Below are 20,865 nucleotides of genomic sequence, written 5' to 3'. Positions count from 1 at the left end.
CACCGGATGCCGGGCCGTGCCGGTCAGTTCGCCGGAGTGAGAAACGCCCCGAGAGCGCGGGCGTACGCGGTGACGTCCTTCGCTCCCATGAGCTCGCGCGCCGAGTGCATCGCGAGCTGCGGAGCCCCGACGTCGACGGTCGTCAGCCCGGTCCGGGAGGCGGTGATGGGGCCGATCGTCGAGCCGCACGGCAGGTCGGCGCGATGCACGTAGCGCTGCAGCGGCACCCCGGCCTGATCGCAGGCGAGCGCGAACGCGGCGGCGCCGGCGGCGTCTGTGGCATAGCGCAGGTTCTGGTTGACCTTGAGCACGGGGCCGCCGTTCACCGCGATGCGGTGGGCGGGCTCGTGGCGGTCCGGGTAGTTCGGGTGGGTGGCGTGAGCCATGTCGCCGGAGGCCACCACCGAGCCGGCCATGGTCCGCAGAAAGTCCTCGCGGCTCCCGCCGCGGGCCAGCACGACCCGTTCGAGCACGGTGTTCAGCAGGTCGGAGAACGCGCCGCGGTCGGACATGCTGCCGACCTCCTCGTGGTCGAACAGGGCGAGCAGCGGCACCGGGCCGCCGTGCTCGGCGACGTGGCCGACGGCGGCGAGCAGCGCCGCGGTCCCGGCGTAGCAGGTGCCCTGGTTGTCCAGCCGTGGCGCGCTGACGAGGTCCGCGTCCGCCCCGACCAGGGTGGACGGGGCCAGGTCGTGGGTCATCAGCTCCCAGCCCAGGATCGCGTCGGCCTCGACCTCGACCGCCTCGGCGAGGAAGGCGAGGAAGGACCGCGGCGCGGTGCCCACCCCCCACACGGCGTTGACGTGGCGCTGCGGATCCAGTTGCACGCCCTTGCGGTCCTCCGAGAGGTGGATGGCGAGCTGGGGGACACGCAGGATCGGCCGGTCGACGCGCACGAGCACGTCCTCGGCACCGTTGCCGGCCCGTACCGTGAGCCGGCCGGAGACGCCGAGATCGCGGTCCAGCCACGAGTTCAGCCATGCTCCCCCGTACGGTTCGAGACCGACCAGTTGCCAGCCTGCCGAGGCGAGGTCGGGGTGCTGCTTGACCCGCAGGTTGGGGCTGTCGGTGTGGCCGCCGACGATCCGGAACGGGCGGGCGGGGTCGCCGTCGGCGCCTTCGGTGCTCCACGCGATCAACGAGCCGCCCCGCAGCAGGTAGTAGCGGCCGGGCTCGCTCGGCCACACCTGGGCCTCGGTGAGCTGCGTGAAGCCGGCGTCGGTGAGGGTGGCCGCGACGGTCGCGCACACGTGGAACGGCGACGGCGACAGATCGACGAAGTTGCACAGGCCCTGTGCGTCGGCGGGCATGGTCGTAGGCATGGCTGCATCCTCGCACCGCACCCGCCTCGACACACCCCGGCCGCGCCACCCCGCACCCCGGCACGTCCGTGATGCACGACCGGGAGTGTCTCCGCGAGCGCACCGCGTCGCCGGCGACCGCGCCGACGGGGCGGGATCGAATCCCGCCCCCGGGGCCGCGCTGCCGCCGTCGCTCAGTGCCCTCCCGCCACGCAGAACTGGTTGCCGTCCGGGTCGGTGAGCGTCACCCACCGGAACCCGCCCATGTCCTGGCGGTGCACCTCACCCGCGCCCGCCTCGACGAGCCGGCGCACCTCGGCGTCGAGATCGGGCGCCACCAGGTCGAGGTGGACCCGGTTCTTGCCCGGGATCGGATCCGGAACCTTCTGGAAACCGAGTTTCTGTGCGGTGCCGGGCATTCCGACGATGTAGAACCAGCCGTCGTTGTCCTGCTCGATCCGGCCGCCGATCTGCTCGGCCCACCACGTGGCAAGCGGGCCGGGGTCGGCGCTGTCGAAGGTGATCATGCCGATGTTCAGTGCCATGGCCGGGACGGTAGCGGACGGGACCGACACGAGTGTGCCGCCACGGCACCGGGTTCGCCGTCAGCAGGCGGCGCGGACGAGCTGGGTGATGCGGTCCACCTGCTGATCGGTGGGGGTGACCGCCCCGTTGGTGGACAGCTCCGCGACCCGGCTGTTGATCTCCTCGTCGCTCGCCCCGTCGTCGATCAGTGGACAGGTTTCGGTGACGATCGCCTCGATGGAGGCGTCGTCCCGACCGTCGGCCAGGTTCGGGTAGCCCGTCCGGAAGGTTGCGACGAAGGTCCCCAACTTCGCTGCGTCGACGGCACGTTGGACGACGCTGGAGGCGACGCTGCCGGCCGGGCGGGTCGTGCTCTCGGGCGCGGACGTCTCGTCGTCGGATCCGCAGGCGGTGAGCAGGAAGAGGGCGGCGACCGCCGCCACCACAGCAGTCTTGGTCTTCATTGTTCGAGCGTGACACGCCGGGACGCGCCCGCGCCGGTGAAAGGCGGAATTCACGGTGAGCCGTCGCGCTCACGCGCTTCCCGGCCCGGGAAGGGGACGGCCGAACGGCCCCGGCAAAGATGCGTAATGCTACTCGAGACAACGGCGACGACGTGCGGCATAGTGGTGCCCGGCACGGCCGATCGGGGGATTCGGCGGTGCCCGCCGGAGCCGGTTGGGGGCCGCGCTCCGGACCGCAGGAGAAGGGGCCCCGCCGCCGATCGGGACGGCGGCGGGGCCCCTTTCGTCGCGTCGGGCGACGGTCGTCTCAGCTCCGGGCTGCGACCTTCGCCGGATCCAGCTCCAGCCGGCGCAGCAACTGCGCGTTCAGTGCCACGACGATCGTGGAGACCGACATGAGCACGGCAGCCACCGCAGGCGGCAGGACCACCCCGGCGAAGGCCAACGCACCGGCCGCGAGGGGCACCGCGACGACGTTGTACCCGGTGGCCCAGGCCAGGTTCTGCCACATCTTGCGGTAGCTCGCCCGCGACAGTGCGATCACCGACAGCACGGCGCGCGGATCGTCTGCGGCCAGGACCACGCCGGCCGACTCGACGGCGACGTCGGTGCCCGCGCCGATCGCGATGCCGACGTCGGCCCGCGCCAGCGCCGGCGCGTCGTTGACCCCGTCACCGACCATCGCGACGCGGTGCCCGCGGGCCTGCAGCTCGGCGACCTTCGCGTCCTTGTGTTCGGGCAGCACGTTCGCGAACACCTCGTCGATACCGAGGTCGGCGGCGACGGCGTCGGCCACCTGCCGCGCGTCCCCGGTGATCATGGCGACCTTCACCCCGCGCGCGTGCAGGGCGTCGATCGCCTGCCGCGACTCCTCGCGCACCGCGTCCTCGAGCGCGACGGCTCCCAGCACCGTGCCGTCGCGCACGACGTGCAGCACCGACGCCCCGCGGGCGACCCAGCGGTCGGTCGCGGCCGCGACGTCGGCGGGCACGTGCGCCCGCAGGTCCGCGAGCACGGCCGGACCGCCGACGAACACGGTCGCCCCGTCCACCACGGCCCGCACCCCGCGGCCGGGCAGGGAGCGGAAATCCTTCGTCGGCAACATGACTCGCCCTCCCGCGGCGGCGACGACGGCGCGGGCGACGGGGTGCTCGCTGTCGGATTCGACCGCGGCGGCCAGGGTCAACAGGTCGTCCTCGGTGGTGCCGGCGGTGGCGACGACGTCGGTGACGACGTGCCGCCCCTGGGTCAGGGTCCCGGTCTTGTCGAACAGGACGACGTCCACGCCGCGCATCCGCTCCAGCGACAGCCGGTCCTTGACGAGCACGCCGGCGCGGGCGGCGCGCTCGGTCGAGATGGCGATGACGAGTGGGATGGCCAGGCCCAGCGCGTGCGGGCACGCGATGACCAGGACCGTGACGGTACGGACGACGGCCTCGTCGACGTTGCCGAGCAGCGTCCACACGGCGAAGGTGAGGACGCCGGCGACGGTGGCGAAGTAGAAGAGGAAGGCGGCGGCCCGGTCCGCGAGCGCCTGGGCTCGCGAGGACGAGGCCTGCGCGTCGGCGACCATGCGCTGGATGCCGGCGAGCGCGGTGTCCTCCCCCACCGCGGAGATGCGGACGCGCAGTGCACTGTCGGTGGCGACCGTGCCGGCGACGACGGTGTCGCCCACGGCGCGGGGCACGGCGCGGGACTCGCCGGTGATCATCGACTCGTCCACGTCGGCGCGCCCGTCGACGACCGTGCCGTCGGCCGGGACGCGCGCACCGGCGCGCACCAGCGCGACGTCGCCGACGGCCAGGTCGGCGAGGGCGACCTGCACGACGCCGTCCGCGGTCACCTTCTCGGCGGTGTCGGGCAGCATCGCGGCCAGGGCGTCGAGCGCGCGCGACGCCGAGCCCAGCGCCCGCATCTCGAGCCAGTGCCCGAGCAGCATGATCACGATCAGCAGCGCCAGTTCCCACCAGAAATCGAGGTCGAACCCGCCCAGCCCGAGCGTGGTCACCCAGGACGCCGCGAACGCGACGCTGATGGCCATGGCGATGAGCAGCATCATTCCGGGCCGGCGGTCCCGCAGCTCGTTCCACCCGCCGACGAGGAAGGGGCTGCCGCCGTAGGCGAACACGACCGTGCCGAGGACGGGCGAGACCCATCCGGCCCACGCGGCGTCGGGCAGCGCGTAGCCGAGCAGGTCGGCGAACATGGCGCTGAACGCCACGATCGGAACCGCGAGGACCAGGCTCACCCAGAATCTGCGACGGAAGATCTCACCGTGCGGCCCGTGCCCGGCGTGCCGGTCCCGGGCGCGGTGGGCGTCGCGCGCTCCGGGCGGCGCGGTGTGGGCAGCGTGTCCGTGGTGTGCGAGCTCTGTCATGGCTCCCGCCTCGATCCGTTTCCGTTTCCGTGGACCCCTCCATTGATACCCCCTGGGGGTATGAATGGAAGGGGTGGGACGGTCACGATCCGATCACGGCCCCGACTACCGCTCGAGCATGGCGCGCATCTCGTCGATCTCCGCCTGCTGCGTCGCGATGATCGACTCGGCGAGTTGCCGCGCCTCCGGGTTCACGCCCTCGGCCAGCTCGGTCTGCGACATCTCGATCGCGCCCTCGTGGTGGACGATCATCATGGTCAGCCACATGCGGTCGAAGTCCATGCCGCGGGCCCCCATCATGGAGTCCCACTCGTCGTCGGACATCATTCCCGGCATCCCGCCGGGCATGCCCATGCCGCCGTGACCCATCCCGTCCTCGTCCGGCGCCTCCTGCCCCCAGCTGTCGAGCAGCGACACCATCTGCTCCATCTCGGGTTCCTGCGCGGCCTCGATGCGGGCGGCGAGGTCGATGAGCTGCGGATCCTCGCTGCGTTCGGGCACGGCCTGGGCCATCTGCACGGCCTGCGCGTGATGGGGATACATCTCCTGCAGGAACTCGACGTCCGCGTCGACGAACTGCGCCTGCCCGGCCGGCGCCGAGGTCTGGGACGTGCCCGGAGTCGCCGTCCCCGCCTGCTGCTGCGGCTCGTCGCTGCCACACGCCACGATCACCAAGGCGAGCGGAACCGCCGCCGCTGCCGCTACTACTCTCTTGTTCCACAACATGATTCGACGGTACCCGCCGTATCGGCCGAGTCCGGGGCCGCAGCCCCGCCCCGGCCGGTCCTTCATCGAAACTTCATCGGCCGCAACGCCCGCCCACACGCGGCGGCGCGCACACTCGTCGTAGGAGGTGCGCGATGATGGGTTGGTACGGCGGCGCAGGCTGGGCCGCCGCCCTCGCAATGGGTGTGTTCTGGCTGTTGCTCGCCGGGGTGGTGGTGTGGGCGGTGGTCCGGGCGGCGGCGCCACCGGATCCCGGCGACGACGCCCGCCGGATCCTGGACCGGCGGCTCGCCTCCGGCGAGATCGACGTCGCAACCTACCGGACTCTGCGCGACGAACTGGACGCGCGGCCCCCACGACGGACGCGTCGATAGATCCGCCTGCTCGATACGCGATGCAGCACGTTCACGGGGTCACCGCGATCCGATCCGTCGTCGACGGGTCGCCGAACAATTCTCTGCCGCAACCCGAGTGGCGGGCAGCCGGGGGCGCCCGGCCCTCGTCCCCCGCGGCATGGTCACCCGAGGCATGGTCGGCACCCTGCGGCACTCGCTCGTCAGCGATGTTCCCGGCGGGCATCGAACGCCGCGACGACCCGCTTCGGCGCGGTCAGCCGCCACGCATCCTCGATCAGTTCCGCCAACTCGACCGTGTCGACCGCGGCGAAAACCACGTCGATCCAGCCGTAGCGCCCGAAGAACGGGGCCGCGCGGAACACGTCCGGATCCTCGTGGAGCAGGGCCGCCTGGGTGTCCACGGTGGCTTTGAGGCAGACCGTGGCCGCACCGTAACCCAGGAGGCCGAACATCTTGTTCCGCACCCGGTACGTGGGTTGGTCACCCCAGCTGTCCACCACCACTTCACGTGCCTCGGGCAGCGCCAGCATCATCGCGCGCACACTGTCCGCGCTGGGCATGGGATCTCCTCGGTCGGCGGACAGGGCCACCCAGTTGTACACCCGACCCGCGACAGGGAACGGACGGCCGCGAGTGCTGGGTACCCTGGCCGCGTGCACACCCCCGGCCCCCGCATCCTCGTAGTCGACGACGAAGCCGCCCTGGCGAAGGTGGTGGCCAGCTATCTCGAACGGGAGGGCTTCGAGGTCGCGCTCGCCTACGACGGACCGACGGCCGTCGCGCTGGCTCGGCAGACGGACCCGGTGCTCGTGGTGCTCGACCTGATGCTGCCGGGATTCGACGGCATCGAGGTGTGCCGGCAGCTGCGGACCTTCTCGGACGCGTACGTGCTCATGCTCACCGCCCGTGGCGACGAGGTGGACAAGGTGATCGGCCTGTCGGTGGGCGCCGACGACTACGTCGTGAAGCCTTTCGGGCCACGGGAGCTCGTCGCCCGGGTGCGTGCCATGCTGCGCCGGCCCCGCAGTGGCACCGCGGCGGAGGCACCGCGCCGGATCGGCGGGCTCGTCGTCGATCCGGTGTCGCGCACCGTCTCGGTCGACGACGCGCCGGTGGAGCTGACACGCACGGAATTCGATGTGCTGCTGGCACTTTCGGATCGACCTTCGGCGGCGCTCTCACGCCGGCAGATCATCGACGAGGTGTGGGGGCCGAACTGGTTCGGCGACGAGCACATCGTCGACGTCCACATCCGCGCCCTGCGCCGCAAGCTCGGCGACGATGCCGCCGCCCCGCGCTTCGTCCGGACCGTGCGCGGGGTCGGGTATGCGATGGAGGCCGCGCGGTGAACCGGCTGGGACTGCGCGGGCGGCTGCTGATCGCGCAACTGCTCGTGCTGTTCGTCGGGGCCGCGACGCTCACCGTCGTCGCGACGCTGGTGGCCGCCCCGCTGTTCCACTACCACCTCGCCCACGCGGGCGTGGAGGACACGCAGGTCCGCCTTCACACCGAGGAGGCGTTCGCGCAGGCCGGGGCGGTCGCGCTCGCCGCCGGGGCAGCCGTCGCGCTCGGTGCCGCGGCGATCACGTCCGTGGTCCTGGTGCGCCGCATCACCGCGCCGGTGGGCCGGCTGGTGGAGGCCGCGGGCCACGTCGCCCGCGGCCGCTACGACGTGCCGATCACCCGGTCCGGCGACGCGGACTTCGCCCGGCTCGAGAACGCCTTCGCCGACATGGCGGGCCGCCTGCACAGCACGGAGCTCTCACGACGCCGGCTGCTCGACGATCTCGCCCACGAACTGCGCACACCCGTGGCCACGCTCGAGGCCTACCTCGAGGGCATCGAGGACGACGTACTGCCCGCCGACGCCACCTCGTGGCAGGTGATGCACCACCAGCTCGACCGGCTGCGGCGTCTCGTGTCGGACCTGTCCGACCTCTCCGCCGCGGACGAGCACGCGCTCGCCCTGCACCCCGAGGAGGGCGACCTCGCCGCGGCGGTGACGGCATCGGTCTCGGCCGCGGCACCGCGGTTCGCCGACAAGCAGGTCGGGCTCGGGACGGAGCTGCCCGAGGCGCTGCCGCCGGTCCGGTTCGATTCGCAGCGAGTGGCGCAGATCCTGGCGAACCTGCTCGAGAACGCCCTGCGTCACACGCCGGCCGGGGGCCGGGTGGTCGTCACGTGCGAGCGCGCGGACCGGGCGGCCGTGCGGGTGCGGGTCCGCGACACGGGCGACGGCATCCCCGCGGATCAGCTCGACGCGGTGTTCGAGCGGTTCCACCGGATCGATCCGGCCCGCAGCCCCGGCGGCAGCGGCCTGGGCCTGACCATCGCGCGCAGTCTCGCCCGCGCCCACGGCGGCAATCTCACGGCCGCGAGCGACGGGCCGGGGCGCGGTGCCCGCTTCGACCTGACCCTGCCCACGAACGGGAATCAGGCGGAGACGACCGCGTCGAGAACGCTGTAGAACATGCCGAGCCCGTCGTCGCTGGGACCGGTGAGCGCTTCGGTGGCGTGCTCGGGGTGCGGCATCAGGCCGACGACGCGGCCGTTCGCCGACGAGATGCCCGCGATGCCGCGCTGGGAGCCGTTCGGGTTGTCGCCGGCGTAGCGGAACACCACGCGGCCCTCACCCTCGAGTTCGTCCAGCACCTTCTCCGAGGCCTGGAACCGGCCCTCACCCGACTTGAGGGGCACCAGGATCTCGGCCCCGGCCTCGTAGCGGGTGGTCCACGCGGTGGTGTTCGACTCCACCTTCAGCCACTGGTCGCGGCAGATGAAGTGCAGGCCCTCGTTGCGGGTGAGGGCTCCCGGCAGCAGACCCGCCTCGCACAGCACCTGGAAGCCGTTGCAGATGCCGAGCACCGGCATCCCGCCCCGAGCGGCCTCGACGACCTTGCCCATGACCGGGGCGAACCGCGCGATGGCGCCGCAGCGCAGGTAGTCGCCGTAGGAGAAGCCACCCGGCACGATGACCGCGTCGACTCCCCTCAGGTCGGCGTCGCCGTGCCAGAGGCTGACGGCCTCACCGCCGGCGAGTTCGACGGCGCGGGCCGCATCGATGTCGTCGAGCGTGCCCGGGAAGGTGATGACTCCGACGCGGGCACTCATGCGTCACCGTCGATCCGCCGCACGGTCCAGTCCTCGATGACCGTGTTGGCGAGCAGAGCCTCGGCGATCTTCTCGACCTCGGCGTCGTCGACGCTGCCGTCGACCTCGAGCTCGAAGCGCTTTCCCTGACGGACGTCGGACACGCCCGCGAAGCCCAGTCGCGACAGCGCCCCGACAATGGCCTGGCCCTGAGGATCGAGAATCTCGGCCTTGGGCATGACTTCGACGACGACACGAGCCACGTGCTGCTCCTCGGTAGTAGTGCTGGCGCCCGGGGACGGACACCGGACAGCCCGCAGTTTACCGGCCGACCCGAGCCGGTCCGGAATCGGCAGGGCCCGACGCCGGCGGCCCCGTCACGGCTGTGGCGGCCCCGGCTCGGCGAGCGACGCCGTGAAGTTCTCGACGATCTCGGCCGCGAGGGTGCGGACCTTGACGTTCGTCGCCTGCGACATCGCCGACAGCTGCGCGAACGCGGTGTCCGCGTCGACCCGGTGCGCTGCCATGAGCAGGCCCACGGCCCGGCTCGTGACACTCCGTGTGTCCAAGGCGGTCCGGAGCGAGGCGGCCTCGCGCTCGCCGGCGGCGAGCAACGCCTCCCGCAGCCGCGACATCTCCAGGTGCACGCGGACCCGGGCGATCAGCTCGCTGGGATGGAACGGCTTGACGACGTAGTCGTCGGCACCGGCCCGCAGCCCCTCGACGGCGGACTCCGATCCGGCCCGGGCCGTGAGCAGGATCACCGGCAGCCGCACCAGCCGTTCGTCGCCCCGCACGTCCTGCAGCAGCGACAACCCGCTACGTCCGGGCAGCATGACGTCGCTGAGGAGCAGGTCGGGAACCTCCGTCCGGATCCGCTCGAGCGCGGACTCGGCGTCGGCGGTGACGTCGACGTGCCAACCCTGCGCGGCGAGCAGGTCGACGAGATGGTCACGCATGTCCGCGTTGTCCTCGACGAGGAGCAGGCGCGGTTGCCCCTCGCGCGGTCCGGCGCCGGGGGTCGCGACGGGCCGCCACGCCTCGGCCTCCCCCAGATACGCCGCGCCGGCGGACGCCACGACGTCGTCCGCGGCGCGTGGTGCCGGCTGCGCGCTCGGCACCGCGGGCACCGTCACCGTGAACACCGAGCCGTGCGGGGCGACGGCGTCGACGGACACCGAACCACCCAGGGCGGCAACGAATTGCGCGACAAGAGACAGCCCGATGCCCGAGCCCTCGCGGCTGCGGCCGGACCGGTCGCCGATCTGGTAGAAGCGGTCGAAGATCTTGCCCCGCTCGGCCTCCGCGATGCCTGTGCCGGTGTCGGCGACACGCAGCACCAGGTTCGCCCCGTCACCCCGCAGGGACACGGCGACCGATCCCTCCGGCGTGAACTTCATCGCGTTGGACAGCAGATTCAGCACGATGTGCGTCCACATCGCCCGGTCGGTCGCCACGTACCGGGTCGGCACATTGTCGACGTCGACGAGGAGCGCGAGCCCCGCGCGGTCCGCGGCGTCGCGGAACAGTTCGGCGGCCTCGCGCGTCACCGCGACGATGTCGGTGGGCTCGGTGTGGGCGTCGAGCCGGCCGGCGTCCCCACGCGCAACGTCGAGCAGCATGTCGACGAGCCGCTGCAGGCGCAGGGCGGCCCGCCGCGCCGCCGCGACGGCGTCGACCTGGGCGGGTGGCAGCGCGGCGGCGTGCTCGTCGAGCAGGGTCTGCAGCGGCCCGAGGAGCAGCGTCAGCGGGGTGCGGAACTCGTGGCTGACGTTCTCGAAGAACCGGCTCTTGGCGGCGTCGAGCTCGGCGAGTTCGGCCGCCCGCCGGCGTTCGGCCTCGTAGGCCTGCGCATCGGACAGGGCCGTGGACACGCGGACCGCGACCATATCGAGGAACACCCGGTACTGCTCGTTCAGCTCGCGGAACCGGCTGATGCCGAGCATGAGGGAGCCGGCCGGGCCACCAGCGGAGACCGGGAGCGGCAGGACCACCGCGGTGTCGCCGTCGCGGCCGAGGTCCGCGACGGTCTCGGCCTTGCCGGACTCGGCGACCCGGGCGATCACCTCCGGCAGGTCCGACGCGGCGCCGGGAGCGGTGCCGAACTCGGCGACCGTCACCGTCACCTCGTCGCGGCACAGGTGGGCACTGCCGAACGGCAGATCGTCCTCGTGGCCGGCGAGCAGGCCGAGCGCAGCCCGGCAGGCATCGTCGGCGGTATCGGTCTCCGTCATCGAGAGCTGGCCGAGTTCCCGCAGGACGGCGGCCCGGCGCTCGGCGAGCACCTGCTCGGTGACGTCCGTGGTGGCGACGAAGATGCCCGCGACGGTGCCGTCGGCGGCCCGGACGGGGCTGTAGGAGAACGTCCAGTACGTCTCTTCCGTGTAGCCGAATCGGTGCATGAACAACTGCATCCGCTCCGACAGGGTCGGCTCCCCGCGTTGCGCCTGGGCGAAGAGGGCGCCGACGAAGTCCCAGATCTCGCCCCAGCACTCGGAGGCCCGCTGGGCGACCGCCGCCGGAAACTTCTCGCCGAGGAGGGGCCGGAAGGCGTCGTTGAAGATCTGCACCAGTTCGGGGCCCCAGCACAGCAGCATGGGCACCCGCGACGGAACGACGGTCCGCACGGCCGCCGTCAGTTCGGCAGGCCAGGTGTCGATCGGCCCCAGCGCGGTCGACGCCCAGTCGGCGGCGCGGTGGGCGGTCGCGGTGGGATCCGATTCCGGGAACAGGGCGCGGGCCGAAGTCTCGTCGTTCACCTCGGTGTCGCCTCACATCCTTGCCGTCGGTCCTGTCGGAGGTTCTCAGGATAAAGCGGGCCGGCCCGCCGCTTTCCGGGCCTTGTCCCGCCCCGACGGCACGCGGCATTCCTGAAGATTCGATGAAGAGCACGTCCCGCCCTGGCGGTTCAATACCCCTAGGGGGTATAAATGGGGTGCACCCACGCAGAGGAGAATCGCGATGACCCGGCTCCTGCCCCTGACCGACACGGCCAGCGGCTGCCGCTGCGGCAGCCACCCCACCGAACCGACCGGACCGAGCAGTGAGGACCCCCGAATGAACACCCAGGCCTTCCCCGTCGTCGGCATGACCTGCGGCCACTGCGCCGGCGCCGTCACCGAGGAACTGCGCGCCCTGCCCGGCGTCGAGGACGTACACGTCGAACTGGTCGCGGGCGGCGTCTCCACCGTCACGGTGACCAGCGTCGACGGAATCGACGACGAGGCCGTCGCCACCGCGCTCGACGAGGCCGGCGACTACCGCCTCGCCCCGCAGTGACCCGCCGACCCGAGAAGGGACCCGCCCATGACCACGGGTGAGATGGTGCACGAGGTAGAACTCTCGATCGGCGGCATGACCTGCGCCTCCTGCGCGGCGCGCATCGAGAAGAAGCTCAACCGGATGGACGGCGTGACCGCCACCGTCAACTACGCGACGGAGAAGGCGAAGGTCACCTATGCGCACGGGGTCGTCCCCGACGACCTCGTCGCGACGGTCGAGGCGACCGGCTACACCGCCGCGCTCCCCGCCCCGCCCCGGGCCGAGGAGGCCACCGAGGCCGCCCCCGAACCGGACGAGGCCGCCGCCTGGCGTCAGCGCCTGACCGTCTCCGCGGTCCTCACCGTGCCGGTGGTACTGCTGTCGATGATCCCGGCGCTGCAGTTCGACAACTGGCAGTGGCTGACCCTGACCCTCGCCTCCCCCGTCGTGGTGTGGGGGGCACTGCCGTTCCACCGCGCCGCCTGGACCAACGCCCGCCACGGCGCCGCCACGATGGACACCCTCATCTCCGTCGGCGTCACGGCCGCGTACCTCTGGTCGCTGTGGGCGTTGTTCTTCACCCACGCCGGCATGACCGGGATGCGGATGACGTTCGACCTGCTCCCCACCGGAAGCTCCGAGCCGCACATCTATCTCGAGGTCGCCGCCGCCGTCACCACCTTCATTCTCGCGGGGCGCTATTTCGAGGCCCGCGCCAAGCGGCAGTCGGGCGCGGCCCTGCGGGCACTGCTCGACATGGGCGCCAAGGACGTCGCCGTGCTGGGCGACGGTGACACCGAAACCCGGATCCCGATCGGCCGGCTCACCGTCGGCGACCGGTTCGTCGTGCGTCCCGGCGAGAAGATCGCCACCGACGGCGTCGTCGTCTCCGGCACCTCCGCCGTCGACGCGTCGATGCTCACCGGCGAACCCGTGCCCGTCGAGGTCGGGCCCGCGGACCCCGTCGTCGGCGCGACCGTCAACGCCGGCGGCCGGCTCGTGGTCCGCGCGACCCGCGTCGGCGCCGACACCCAGCTCGCTCAGATGGCGCGGCTGGTGACGGAGGCGCAGAACGGCAAGGCCGAGGTGCAGCGGCTCGCAGACCGGGTGTCGGCGGTGTTCGTCCCGATCGTCATCGGGCTGTCGCTGCTCACCCTCGCCGGCTGGCTCCTCACGGGCAACTCGGTGACCGCGGCGTTCACCGCTGCCGTCGCAGTACTGATCATCGCCTGCCCCTGCGCGCTGGGCCTCGCGACCCCGACCGCACTGCTCGTCGGCACCGGCCGCGGCGCCCAGCTCGGCATCCTGATCAAGGGACCGCAGATCCTCGAATCCACCCGCCGCGTCGACACCGTCGTGCTCGACAAGACGGGCACCGTCACCACCGGCCGCATGGCCGTGGCCGCGGTGCACGCGGCGGACGGCGGCTCCGAGGACGAGGCGCTGCACCTGGCGGGGTCGCTCGAGCACGCCTCCGAGCACCCCATCGGGCGCGCCGTCGCCGACCGGGCCGCGGCCACCGGGGCTCTCTCGCCGGTGGAAAGCTTCGAAAACCACGGTGGACGAGGGGTTTCCGGTGTCGTCGACGGACACGCCGTGCTCGCGGGCCGGCTGTCCTGGCTGCGCGACGAGTGGTCGCTGACCGCGCCCGAATCGCTGCGACGGAGCGCCGGGGCCGCCGAGGCCGAGGGCCGCACACCGGTGTGGATCGCCTGGGACGGGCGCATCCGGGCGATCGTCGTCGTCTCGGACACCATCAAGGACACCTCCGCGTCGGCGATCGCCGATCTGCGCGAACTCGGCCTGCGGCCGGTGCTGCTCACCGGCGACAACCGCAGCGCCGCCGAGACCGTCGCGAAGCAGGTCGGCATCGACGAGGTCATCGCCGAGGTCCTGCCCGCCGACAAGGTCGACGTGGTCAAGAGGCTGCAGGACGAGGGCCGGGTCGTCGCCATGATCGGCGACGGCGTCAACGACGCGGCCGCCCTCGCCCAGGCAGACCTCGGACTGGCGATGGGCACCGGCACCGACGTCGCGATCGAGGCCTCCGACCTGACGCTCGTGCGCGGCGACCTGCGGGCCGCTCCCGACGCGATCCGGCTCGCCCGCGCCACCCTGCGCACCATCAAGGGCAACCTGTTCTGGGCGTTCGCCTACAACGTCGCGGCCCTGCCGCTCGCGGCGCTCGGGTTGCTCAACCCGCTGATCGCCGGCGCGGCGATGGCGTTCAGCTCGGTGTTCGTGGTCAGCAACAGCCTGCGGCTGCGGCGGTTCAGCCCCCGCTGAGGCCCGCACCCACGACGCGCTGCCGGCGGAAGGTCTCCGATTCGCCGGCAGCGCGTCGTCGTGCTGTGTCACGCTCGTGCCATGGAGGCGGAGCGGGACCAGCTGCTGCTCACGGTGCGTAACCTCGCCCGGTTCCACCGCGAGCACGAGAAGTTCTATTCCGAATCGCCGTTCCACGACGTGATCCGGCTGCACCGCAGCTCACGTGCCCTGAAGGCGCTCGCCGAGCGGTGGTCGGTCGTCGCACCACTCGAACGGACGTCGCCGAGCCCGTTCGCCGGCGCGCCCGACCTCAACGACGATCGGGCCACCGAGACGCTCGGCATCCTGTTCATGGAGAGCGGCGACGAACCCGCCGAGATCACCAGACTGAAGGCCGACCTCGGGGCGCTCGCCGAGGCGAACCGGACGACCGGGCAGTGGCTCGCCGACGCCATGGCGACCGCCTGGGACGTGCTCGAGGCGCTGCTGGCCTACCCGGGCCTGGCGGACCTGCTCGCCGAACGGCACCGCATCGTCACCAACGACTGGCAGTGCGCGACGACGGCCCAACTCGTCGCCCGCAACCTCGACCGGGCGGTCGCGATCCTGGGACGCATCGACTTCACCGCAGCCGCCCTGCGCGCGGACCTCGCCGGGGACCGCATCGCGCCACGTTACGTCTTCTCGGCCGCGGAAATGATCGACCACGCCGCCGATCTCGCGGCGCAGAGCGCGGTGCTCACGCACGAGAACGAGCGGCGCTGGCGGATCTTCCACGATCGGGTCGAGCAGATCGTCGCCGGCCCGGAGCCGTAGCACCGGCCGCTCAGCACCCCTGCGTGTCGAGGAGGACACAGTCCCACGTGACGGTCCGCTCCGCCGGGATGCGGCCACCGCCCTCCCACAGCGTCGGCGGCCCGGACGGGTGCACCGAATACCAGCCCGGATACCGGGTCGGCGTGCGATTCGCGAGCTGGGTGATCCAGCCCCGGCGCAGGGCGACGCCTCCGGGCACCGGGATACCGTGCGGCCGCCCTACCCGCCGCGGGCGCTGCCCTCACGGATTCCGCTGCGACGTCACCCGATCCAGCACGCCAGCTCGTCGGCGCGCGGATCGGCCACCACCGGATCACCCTCACCGCCGAACACCCGGACCGGCCGCGAGGCACCGATCGTTGCCCATCCCGGACCTCCCGTGGTCGCGAACTGCACCCAGGCGCGGTGCATCTCGTCGGCGAGGGCCTGCGGGGGCCGATCGCCGGTGAGCCGGTGGGAGACGTCGAGGCGGTCGAAGACGAACGCGATCTCGAGGGCATGGCACGCCCGCAGATCCTGCACCGGGCTCGGCCAGGCGAACTCGTACAACCACGCCGTGCCACCGCGGCGGGCGACCGCGTCGGCCAGGGTGACCGTGCCCGACCGGAAGGCGTAATCGGTGAGGACGGCGGCGAGCACGTCGCCGGGAGTCGCGCCCGGCCGGTGGGCCGCGTACAGGTCGGCGAGCGCGGGATCGATCCCGTACCGCTGCAGGACGAACGGCAGGTTGTCGTCGGTGATCGCCGCGGCGATACCGGTCGGCACCAGGAAGAAGCGGAACTCGTCCGTGGTCGTGCCGGCCAGCACCGGCACACCCGTGCCCGCTCCGGCGGCGATCGCGTCGATCGGCAACGACGGCAGAATCTCCCCGTCGATCGTCGGGAACATGCTCATCACGCCCAAGCCGCGCTGCACCACCGACCCGCCCCACCGGGCCGGGTCCGGATTCTGGGCGAGGTCGAGCCCGAGAGCGTCCTGGGCCGCCTGCAGGACGTCCGGGGCGAGGGCCCCGAACGCCTCGGCCGTGGCCGGCACACCCAGGCGGTCGGCGAGGACAGCCCCCACCCGGCGCGCGTCCTCGAGGTCCGAGGCGGCCGTGGCGTTGCCGCTCTGCACGACGGCGCGGTGGAACAGTCCGCTCGCGGCGGGCGAGGCCAGCAACGCAGCCACGCTCATCCCGCCCGCCGACTCGCCGAACACCGTCACGTTGTCCGGGTTGCCGCCGAAGGCCCGGATGTTGTCCTGCACCCAGCGCAGCGCGGCGAGCTGATCCAGCAGGCCACGATTGTCCGGCGCGCCGTCGAGCGACAGGAACCCGGTGACGCCGAGTCGGTAGTTGATGCCGACCAGCACCACACCGTCGCGCGCGAAGGCGCGTCCGTCGTAACTGTCGATCCGGTTCGAGCCGCGGGTGAACGCGCCACCGTGGATCCACACCATCACCGGCAACCCGGAGGCGCCCGGATCGGGTGTCCACACGGACAGATTCAGGCACTCGTCGCCGGGTGCGATGACGTTGCCGAGCAATGCGGCCGCCGGAGCGGCGTACGGCGCCTGAGGGCAGGTGGGGCCGGGCGTGGCGGCGTCGCGGACACCGTCCCAACGCGGCGCCGGGCCCGGGGCCGCGAACCGCACCGCCCCCACCGGGGCGGCCGCGTACGGAATGCCCAGAAAGGCCCACACTCCGTCGGTCGGCGTGCCCCGAACCGTTCCCCCGGTCGTCTGCACCGTATCCGTCATGCCCCGATCCTCTCCTCGCAGCTCCTCACAACGCCACCCACCCGAGCGAATGTATCGCTGATCTCCGTAGGCCGACGGAAAGTCACATTCGCTCGGTCCGACGGCTCCTATGCTGAGTTGGACGGTCGTCGACTTTCCGCCCAGCCGAGGAGGCGCGGCATGCGAGCACTGGTGGTGTACGAATCGATGTTCGGGAACACCCGTCACGTGGCGGAAGCCGTCGCGCGCGGGCTGGGACCGGCGGACGCGGTGCGCACGGTCCCCGTGACGCAGGCGCATGAGGAGAACCTGTCCGAATACGACCTGGTGGTCGTCGGCGGCCCGACGCATGCGCACGGCATGAGCCGGGAGTCGACGCGCCACGGCGCGGTCGAGCAGGCCGAGAAACCCGACAGCGGGCTGACGCTCGAGCCGGACGCCGAGAGCGAGGGCGTCCGCGAGTGGCTCGATTCGCTGCCGGCCGGCGGCGGGAAGGCCGCATCGTTCGACACGCGCATCGACATGGCGGCCGTCCTGACCGGGCGCGCCGGCAAGGGCATCGCCAAGAAGCTGCGCAAGCACGGGTTCGAACTCGTCGCCGATCCGGAGAGCTTCCTCGTCGACAAGCAGTCGAAGCTCGAGCCCGGCGAGGAGGATCGGGCCGAGCAGTGGGGCCGCTCGCTCGCCCAGCAGGCAGCGAGCGGGTCCGAGGAGCTGCGCTGACCCGCCCGCGGGCCGAGCGAATGTATCGCTCATCTCCGTAGGCCGACGGAACGATACATTCGCTCGGCGCAACCCGGACGCGAGATTGCTCGGCGCGCCGCCGCACGCGACGGTCCATACTCGGGTGCATGCGACTGACCCACTTCGGACATTCCTGCCTGCTCGTGGAGCACCTGGGCGCGACGATCCTGTTCGACCCGGGGAATTTCTCGCACGGCTTCGAGGGCATCACGGGGCTCGACGCGATCCTGGTCACCCATCAGCACCCGGACCACGCCGACCCGGCGCGACTGCCGGCGCTGGTGGAGGCCAACCCGGGGGCCGCCCTGTACGCGGACCCGCAGACCGCCGCTCAGCTGGGCGGCGGCTGGAAGGCCGTGCTCCCGGGCGACGCATTCACCGTCGGCGACGTGCGCGTGCGCGGCACCGGAGGCCGGCACGCCGTCATCCACCCGGAACTGCCGGTCATCGACAACACCGCCTATCTGCTCGGCGACGCCGAGAACCCGGCGCGGCTGCTGCATCCGGGCGATTCGCTGTACATCCCGAACGAAGAGGTCGACGTGCTCGCGCTGCCCGCCGCGGCACCGTGGCTGAAGATCTGGGAGTCGGTGGACTATCTGCGCGCGGTCAATCCGCGGGTGGCCGTGCCGATCCACCAGGGCATCGTCGCGGAGCAGGCCACCGGCATCTTCTACGGCCGTTACTCCGAGATGGCGCCGGAGGGCACCGAGTTCCGGGTGCTGCCCGCCGAGGATTCGGTCGAGGCGTAACCGCCGGTGCGTCCTTTGGGCTGCAGTAGCCGCCCAAAGGACGCACCGGCCGCGTCAGCGGCCTGCGGCCCTCCCGGCGGCGCGGCCGGAGAAGATGCAGCCGCCGAGGAACGTGCCCTCGAGCGAGCGGTAGCCGTGTACCCCGCCGCCGCCGAATCCGGCGACCTCACCGGCGGCGAACAGGCCCTCGAACACCGAGCCGTCGGCCTTCAGCACCCGGCCCGACAGGTCGGTTTCGAGCCCGCCCAACGTCTTGCGCGTCAGCAGGTGCAGCTTGACCGCGATCAGCGGTCCGGCCTTGGGATCGAGCAGCCGGTGGGGGGCGGCGATGCGGGTGATCCGGTCCGGCAGGTAGGCGCGGGCCGCGCGCATCGCCGCGACCTGCAGATCCTTGGTGTACTTGTTCGCGATCTCGCGATCGCGGGACTCGACGACCTGCTTGACCGTCGCGTAATCCAGCGGCGCATCCGGGGTGATCTCGTTCATTCCTGCCACCAGTTCGGCGAGGGTGTCGCGGACGACGAAGTCGACGCCGCGGCGCTTGAACGCCTCCACCGGTCCGGGTGCGCCGGGCTTGACCCGCTGCAGCACCTTGCGGATGTCGCGTCCGGTCAGGTCCGGGTTCTGTTCCTGGCCGGAGAGCGCGAACTCCTTCTCGATGATCTTCTGGTCGAGCACGAACCAGGTGTGGTCGTGGCCGCTGCGCACGATGTGCTCGAGGGTGCCGAGGGTGTCGAAGCCCGGGAACAGCGGCACCGGCAGTCGCTTGCCGGTGGCGTCGAGCCACAGCGACGACGGGCCGGGCAGGATGCGGATGCCGTGGTTGGGCCAGACGGGGTCGTAGTTGGTGATGCCCTCGGTGTAGTGCCACATCCGGTCGCGGTTGACGACGCGCCCGCCGGCGCGTTCGGTGATCTCGAGCATCCGCCCGTCGACGTGCGCCGGCACGCCGGTGAGCATGTGCTTCGGCGGGTCTCCCAGCCGCTTCGGCCAGTTCTTCTTCACCAGGTCGTAGTTGCCGCCGATGCCGCCCGACGTGACGATCACCGCGCCGGCCGAGAGTTCGAACTCGCCGGTCGCCACGCGCGACGACGCCACGCCCCGCGCCGCCGACGACGGCTCGAGCACGGTTCCGCGCACCCCGGTGACGGCGTTGCCGGTGACGACGAGGTCGTCGACGCGGTGCCGGTTCCGCAGGATCACCCGGCCGCGCTCGACGCCGTCGAGCACCCTGCGGGCGAAGATCTCGACGAGGGCCGGTCCGGTGCCCCACGTGATGTGGAAGCGCGGCACGGAGTTGCCGTGACCGCCGGCGTCGTAGCCGCCGCGTTCGGCCCAGCCGACCATGGGGAACAGCTTCAGCCCGCGTTCCTTCAGCCACGCGTGCTTTTCTCCGGCCGCGAACTCGACGTAGGCCTGCGCCCAGCGGCGCGGCCAATAGTCCTCGTCCTCCCGGTCGAAGGCGGCGCTGCCCATCCAGTCCTGCAGGGCCAGGTCGTACGAGTCGCGGATGCCGAGCCGGCGCTGCTCGGGGGAATCCACGAAGAACAGCCCGCCGAACGACCAGAAGGCTTGTCCCCCGAGGTTGTGCGAGTTCTCCTGGTCGACGAGCACCACGGTGCGCCCGGCGTCGATGAGTTTGGCCGTGGCGACGAGCCCGGCCAGGCCGGCGCCCACCACGATCACGTCTGCGTCCATGCCCGCCAACCTACTGCAGGGTAGGTTCGTGTGGGCGGATCTTCGGGCTCAGGCCGCGCCGAGTGTGCGCAGGCGCGGCGGCCAGCGGTAGACGGAGGGCTGCGCCTCGAGGTGCAGGGCGAGGTCGATCGCGTCGAGCATCGCCTGCCGCGGCCCCGGCCGGTCGAGTTGCTTGCCGGAGATCGACAGCCGCAGCAGCCCGCCGCGCCGTGCGACCCGGGCGGCGCCGATGACCATCGCCCGGCACCACCACGGTTCGGCCTTGGCGCCCTCGCCGATGCCGAACACCCGTGCATGGGTGACGGTATCGCGGTCGAGGTCGTGGATTCCGGCGGCGCCGGCCAGGAGCCGGAAACCGGTGGCGGGCAGCGCCGCGACGGCCCCGGGCGAGGCGAGCCAGCGCGGCGGCGCGAACAGCCGGGTCCGCAGCCCCGTCTCCTCGAGCACCCGGTCGGCGGCGAGCAACCGCAGCCGCGCCTCGTGTTCGGGCAGGACCGCGAACTCGGCGCGCCGCCGCTTGGTCGCGGCCTGATCGTAGCCGTGGAGCACGATGGCGTCGCCGCCCTCGCGACGCTCGAGCAGCCACTCCTGGGTGTGCGGGTCGCGCGCCAGCCGGTAGTGATCCTTCAGTCGCGGCGCGACGAGCAGCGACAGCGGCACGCCGCGGGCGTCCATCTCCCGGGCGAAGTCGTCCACCGCCGGGCGGGTTTCGTCCCTGATGCCCGACACCGACACGATCAGCTGGCCGCTCATGGGCTCCACGGTGCC

General features: G+C 72.1%; 21 protein-coding genes. 8 read left to right on the top strand and 13 right to left on the bottom strand.

From position 1 onward, the window contains the following. Positions 1-23: 23 nt before the first annotated feature. The 5 genes from G6039_RS03715 to G6039_RS03695 form a co-directional block, all read right to left on the bottom strand. Positions 24-1,322: a M18 family aminopeptidase gene (locus G6039_RS03715; protein WP_043801581.1), complete on the bottom strand. Its 1,299-nt coding sequence runs from the start codon at positions 1,320-1,322 to the stop codon at positions 24-26. Positions 1,323-1,495: 173 nt separating this feature from the next. After that, positions 1,496-1,846 carry a VOC family protein gene (locus G6039_RS03710; protein WP_043801578.1) on the bottom strand — a complete coding sequence of 117 codons (351 nt, stop codon included), beginning with the start codon at positions 1,844-1,846 and terminating at the stop codon, positions 1,496-1,498. Positions 1,847-1,906: 60 nt separating this feature from the next. Continuing rightward, positions 1,907-2,272, bottom strand: coding sequence for a hypothetical protein (locus G6039_RS03705; RefSeq protein WP_043801631.1), 366 nt, complete (start codon positions 2,270-2,272; stop codon positions 1,907-1,909). Between the two features lie 325 nt (positions 2,273-2,597). Next, the gene (locus G6039_RS03700; RefSeq protein WP_029541448.1) at positions 2,598-4,667 is read right to left on the bottom strand and encodes a copper-translocating P-type ATPase; all 2,070 of its coding nucleotides are present in this window, start codon (positions 4,665-4,667) and stop codon (positions 2,598-2,600) included. 105 nt (positions 4,668-4,772) lie between these two features. Continuing rightward, positions 4,773-5,393, bottom strand: coding sequence for a DUF305 domain-containing protein (locus G6039_RS03695; RefSeq protein ID WP_051446147.1), 621 nt, complete (start codon positions 5,391-5,393; stop codon positions 4,773-4,775). Positions 5,394-5,527: 134 nt separating this feature from the next. Between G6039_RS03695 and G6039_RS03690 the strand changes: the two genes are divergently transcribed. Continuing rightward, positions 5,528-5,767 (top strand): SHOCT domain-containing protein, encoded by a 240-nt coding sequence (locus tag G6039_RS03690; protein ID WP_043801576.1) that lies wholly within the window; start codon positions 5,528-5,530, stop codon positions 5,765-5,767. A 182-nt stretch (positions 5,768-5,949) separates the two neighbouring features. Here G6039_RS03690 and G6039_RS03685 read toward each other — a convergent pair whose 3' ends face one another. Then, positions 5,950-6,309 (bottom strand): MmcQ/YjbR family DNA-binding protein, encoded by a 360-nt coding sequence (locus tag G6039_RS03685; protein ID WP_006940324.1) that lies wholly within the window; start codon positions 6,307-6,309, stop codon positions 5,950-5,952. Positions 6,310-6,402: 93 nt separating this feature from the next. Here G6039_RS03685 and G6039_RS03680 point away from each other — a divergent pair, with 93 nt between their 5' ends. Both G6039_RS03680 and G6039_RS03675 read left to right on the top strand, forming a co-directional pair. Further along, complete coding sequence (locus G6039_RS03680) at positions 6,403-7,098, top strand: response regulator transcription factor (RefSeq protein WP_006940326.1); 696 nt, start codon at positions 6,403-6,405, stop codon at positions 7,096-7,098. Next, a complete protein-coding gene (locus G6039_RS03675; RefSeq protein ID WP_006940328.1) occupies positions 7,095-8,216 on the top strand; it encodes a sensor histidine kinase in 1,122 nt (373 codons plus the stop codon). The genes G6039_RS03680 and G6039_RS03675 overlap by 4 nt, the downstream gene beginning before the upstream one ends. On the opposite strand, the gene purQ is transcribed toward G6039_RS03675, so the two are convergent. From purQ to G6039_RS03660, 3 genes are all read right to left on the bottom strand, one after another. Next, the gene (gene purQ, locus G6039_RS03670) at positions 8,183-8,860 is read right to left on the bottom strand and encodes a phosphoribosylformylglycinamidine synthase subunit PurQ (protein ID WP_006940330.1); all 678 of its coding nucleotides are present in this window, start codon (positions 8,858-8,860) and stop codon (positions 8,183-8,185) included. The two genes, G6039_RS03675 and purQ, sit on opposite strands and share 34 nt — an antisense overlap. After that, entirely contained in the window at positions 8,857-9,102 is a 246-nt protein-coding gene (purS, locus tag G6039_RS03665) for a phosphoribosylformylglycinamidine synthase subunit PurS (protein WP_006940332.1), read from the bottom strand. The genes purQ and purS overlap by 4 nt, the downstream gene beginning before the upstream one ends. 114 nt (positions 9,103-9,216) lie before the next feature. Then, a complete protein-coding gene (locus G6039_RS03660; RefSeq protein ID WP_043801573.1) occupies positions 9,217-11,598 on the bottom strand; it encodes a PAS domain-containing hybrid sensor histidine kinase/response regulator in 2,382 nt (793 codons plus the stop codon). A gap of 202 nt (positions 11,599-11,800) precedes the next feature. Between G6039_RS03660 and G6039_RS03655 the strand changes: the two genes are divergently transcribed. The 3 genes from G6039_RS03655 to G6039_RS03645 all read left to right on the top strand — a co-directional run bounded on the left by G6039_RS03655 (position 11,801) and on the right by G6039_RS03645 (position 15,184). Next, positions 11,801-12,118, top strand: a complete 318-nt coding sequence (locus G6039_RS03655) for a heavy-metal-associated domain-containing protein (protein WP_006940337.1) — start codon at positions 11,801-11,803, stop codon at positions 12,116-12,118. A gap of 27 nt (positions 12,119-12,145) precedes the next feature. Further along, positions 12,146-14,386 (top strand): heavy metal translocating P-type ATPase, encoded by a 2,241-nt coding sequence (locus G6039_RS03650; RefSeq protein WP_043801570.1) that lies wholly within the window; start codon positions 12,146-12,148, stop codon positions 14,384-14,386. 81 nt (positions 14,387-14,467) lie between these two features. Beyond that, positions 14,468-15,184 carry a hypothetical protein gene (locus G6039_RS03645; protein ID WP_006940340.1) on the top strand — a complete coding sequence of 239 codons (717 nt, stop codon included), beginning with the start codon at positions 14,468-14,470 and terminating at the stop codon, positions 15,182-15,184. Positions 15,185-15,194: 10 nt separating this feature from the next. Here the strand turns inward: G6039_RS03645 and G6039_RS03640 are convergent, their stop codons facing one another. Continuing rightward, a complete protein-coding gene (locus G6039_RS03640; RefSeq protein WP_006940342.1) occupies positions 15,195-15,383 on the bottom strand; it encodes a hypothetical protein in 189 nt (62 codons plus the stop codon). Between the two features lie 62 nt (positions 15,384-15,445). Further along, positions 15,446-16,924, bottom strand: coding sequence for a carboxylesterase/lipase family protein (locus tag G6039_RS03635; RefSeq protein ID WP_029541430.1), 1,479 nt, complete (start codon positions 16,922-16,924; stop codon positions 15,446-15,448). A 159-nt stretch (positions 16,925-17,083) separates the two neighbouring features. On the opposite strand from G6039_RS03635, the gene G6039_RS03630 reads away from it, so the two are divergent. Continuing rightward, the gene (locus tag G6039_RS03630; protein WP_029541426.1) at positions 17,084-17,626 is read left to right on the top strand and encodes a flavodoxin family protein; all 543 of its coding nucleotides are present in this window, start codon (positions 17,084-17,086) and stop codon (positions 17,624-17,626) included. Between the two features lie 128 nt (positions 17,627-17,754). After that, positions 17,755-18,399, top strand: a complete 645-nt coding sequence (locus G6039_RS03625; RefSeq protein ID WP_006940348.1) for an MBL fold metallo-hydrolase — start codon at positions 17,755-17,757, stop codon at positions 18,397-18,399. Positions 18,400-18,453: 54 nt separating this feature from the next. Here the strand turns inward: G6039_RS03625 and G6039_RS03620 are convergent, their stop codons facing one another. Then, complete coding sequence (locus G6039_RS03620) at positions 18,454-20,097, bottom strand: FAD-binding dehydrogenase (RefSeq protein WP_043801567.1); 1,644 nt, start codon at positions 20,095-20,097, stop codon at positions 18,454-18,456. Between the two features lie 48 nt (positions 20,098-20,145). Next, complete coding sequence (locus G6039_RS03615) at positions 20,146-20,850, bottom strand: DUF2334 domain-containing protein (RefSeq protein WP_029541421.1); 705 nt, start codon at positions 20,848-20,850, stop codon at positions 20,146-20,148. Positions 20,851-20,865: the final 15 nt, after the last annotated feature.

Source organism: Rhodococcus aetherivorans (assembly GCF_011058165.1).
GTDB lineage: Bacteria > Actinomycetota > Actinomycetes > Mycobacteriales > Mycobacteriaceae > Rhodococcus > Rhodococcus aetherivorans.
Note: the sequence above shows the minus strand (reverse complement) of the source record. Positions and strands in the feature narration are given on the sequence as shown.

Bases quoted from the DNA above. Each gene is read 5' to 3' on its own strand.
- G6039_RS03715 (WP_043801581.1), bottom strand. From the start codon at position 1,322: ATGCCTACGACCATGCCCGCCGACGCACAGGGCCTGTGCAACTTCGTC.
- G6039_RS03710 (WP_043801578.1), bottom strand. From the start codon at position 1,846: ATGGCACTGAACATCGGCATGATCACCTTCGACAGCGCCGACCCCGGC.
- G6039_RS03700 (WP_029541448.1), bottom strand. From the start codon at position 4,667: ATGACAGAGCTCGCACACCACGGACACGCTGCCCACACCGCGCCGCCC.
- G6039_RS03695 (WP_051446147.1), bottom strand. From the start codon at position 5,393: ATGTTGTGGAACAAGAGAGTAGTAGCGGCAGCGGCGGCGGTTCCGCTC.
- G6039_RS03690 (WP_043801576.1), top strand. From the start codon at position 5,528: ATGATGGGTTGGTACGGCGGCGCAGGCTGGGCCGCCGCCCTCGCAATG.
- G6039_RS03685 (WP_006940324.1), bottom strand. From the start codon at position 6,309: ATGCCCAGCGCGGACAGTGTGCGCGCGATGATGCTGGCGCTGCCCGAG.
- purQ (WP_006940330.1), bottom strand. From the start codon at position 8,860: ATGAGTGCCCGCGTCGGAGTCATCACCTTCCCGGGCACGCTCGACGAC.
- G6039_RS03655 (WP_006940337.1), top strand. From the start codon at position 11,801: ATGACCCGGCTCCTGCCCCTGACCGACACGGCCAGCGGCTGCCGCTGC.
- G6039_RS03650 (WP_043801570.1), top strand. From the start codon at position 12,146: ATGACCACGGGTGAGATGGTGCACGAGGTAGAACTCTCGATCGGCGGC.
- G6039_RS03645 (WP_006940340.1), top strand. From the start codon at position 14,468: ATGGAGGCGGAGCGGGACCAGCTGCTGCTCACGGTGCGTAACCTCGCC.
- G6039_RS03635 (WP_029541430.1), bottom strand. From the start codon at position 16,924: ATGACGGATACGGTGCAGACGACCGGGGGAACGGTTCGGGGCACGCCG.
- G6039_RS03630 (WP_029541426.1), top strand. From the start codon at position 17,084: ATGCGAGCACTGGTGGTGTACGAATCGATGTTCGGGAACACCCGTCAC.
- G6039_RS03625 (WP_006940348.1), top strand. From the start codon at position 17,755: ATGCGACTGACCCACTTCGGACATTCCTGCCTGCTCGTGGAGCACCTG.
- G6039_RS03620 (WP_043801567.1), bottom strand. From the start codon at position 20,097: ATGGACGCAGACGTGATCGTGGTGGGCGCCGGCCTGGCCGGGCTCGTC.
- G6039_RS03615 (WP_029541421.1), bottom strand. From the start codon at position 20,850: ATGAGCGGCCAGCTGATCGTGTCGGTGTCGGGCATCAGGGACGAAACC.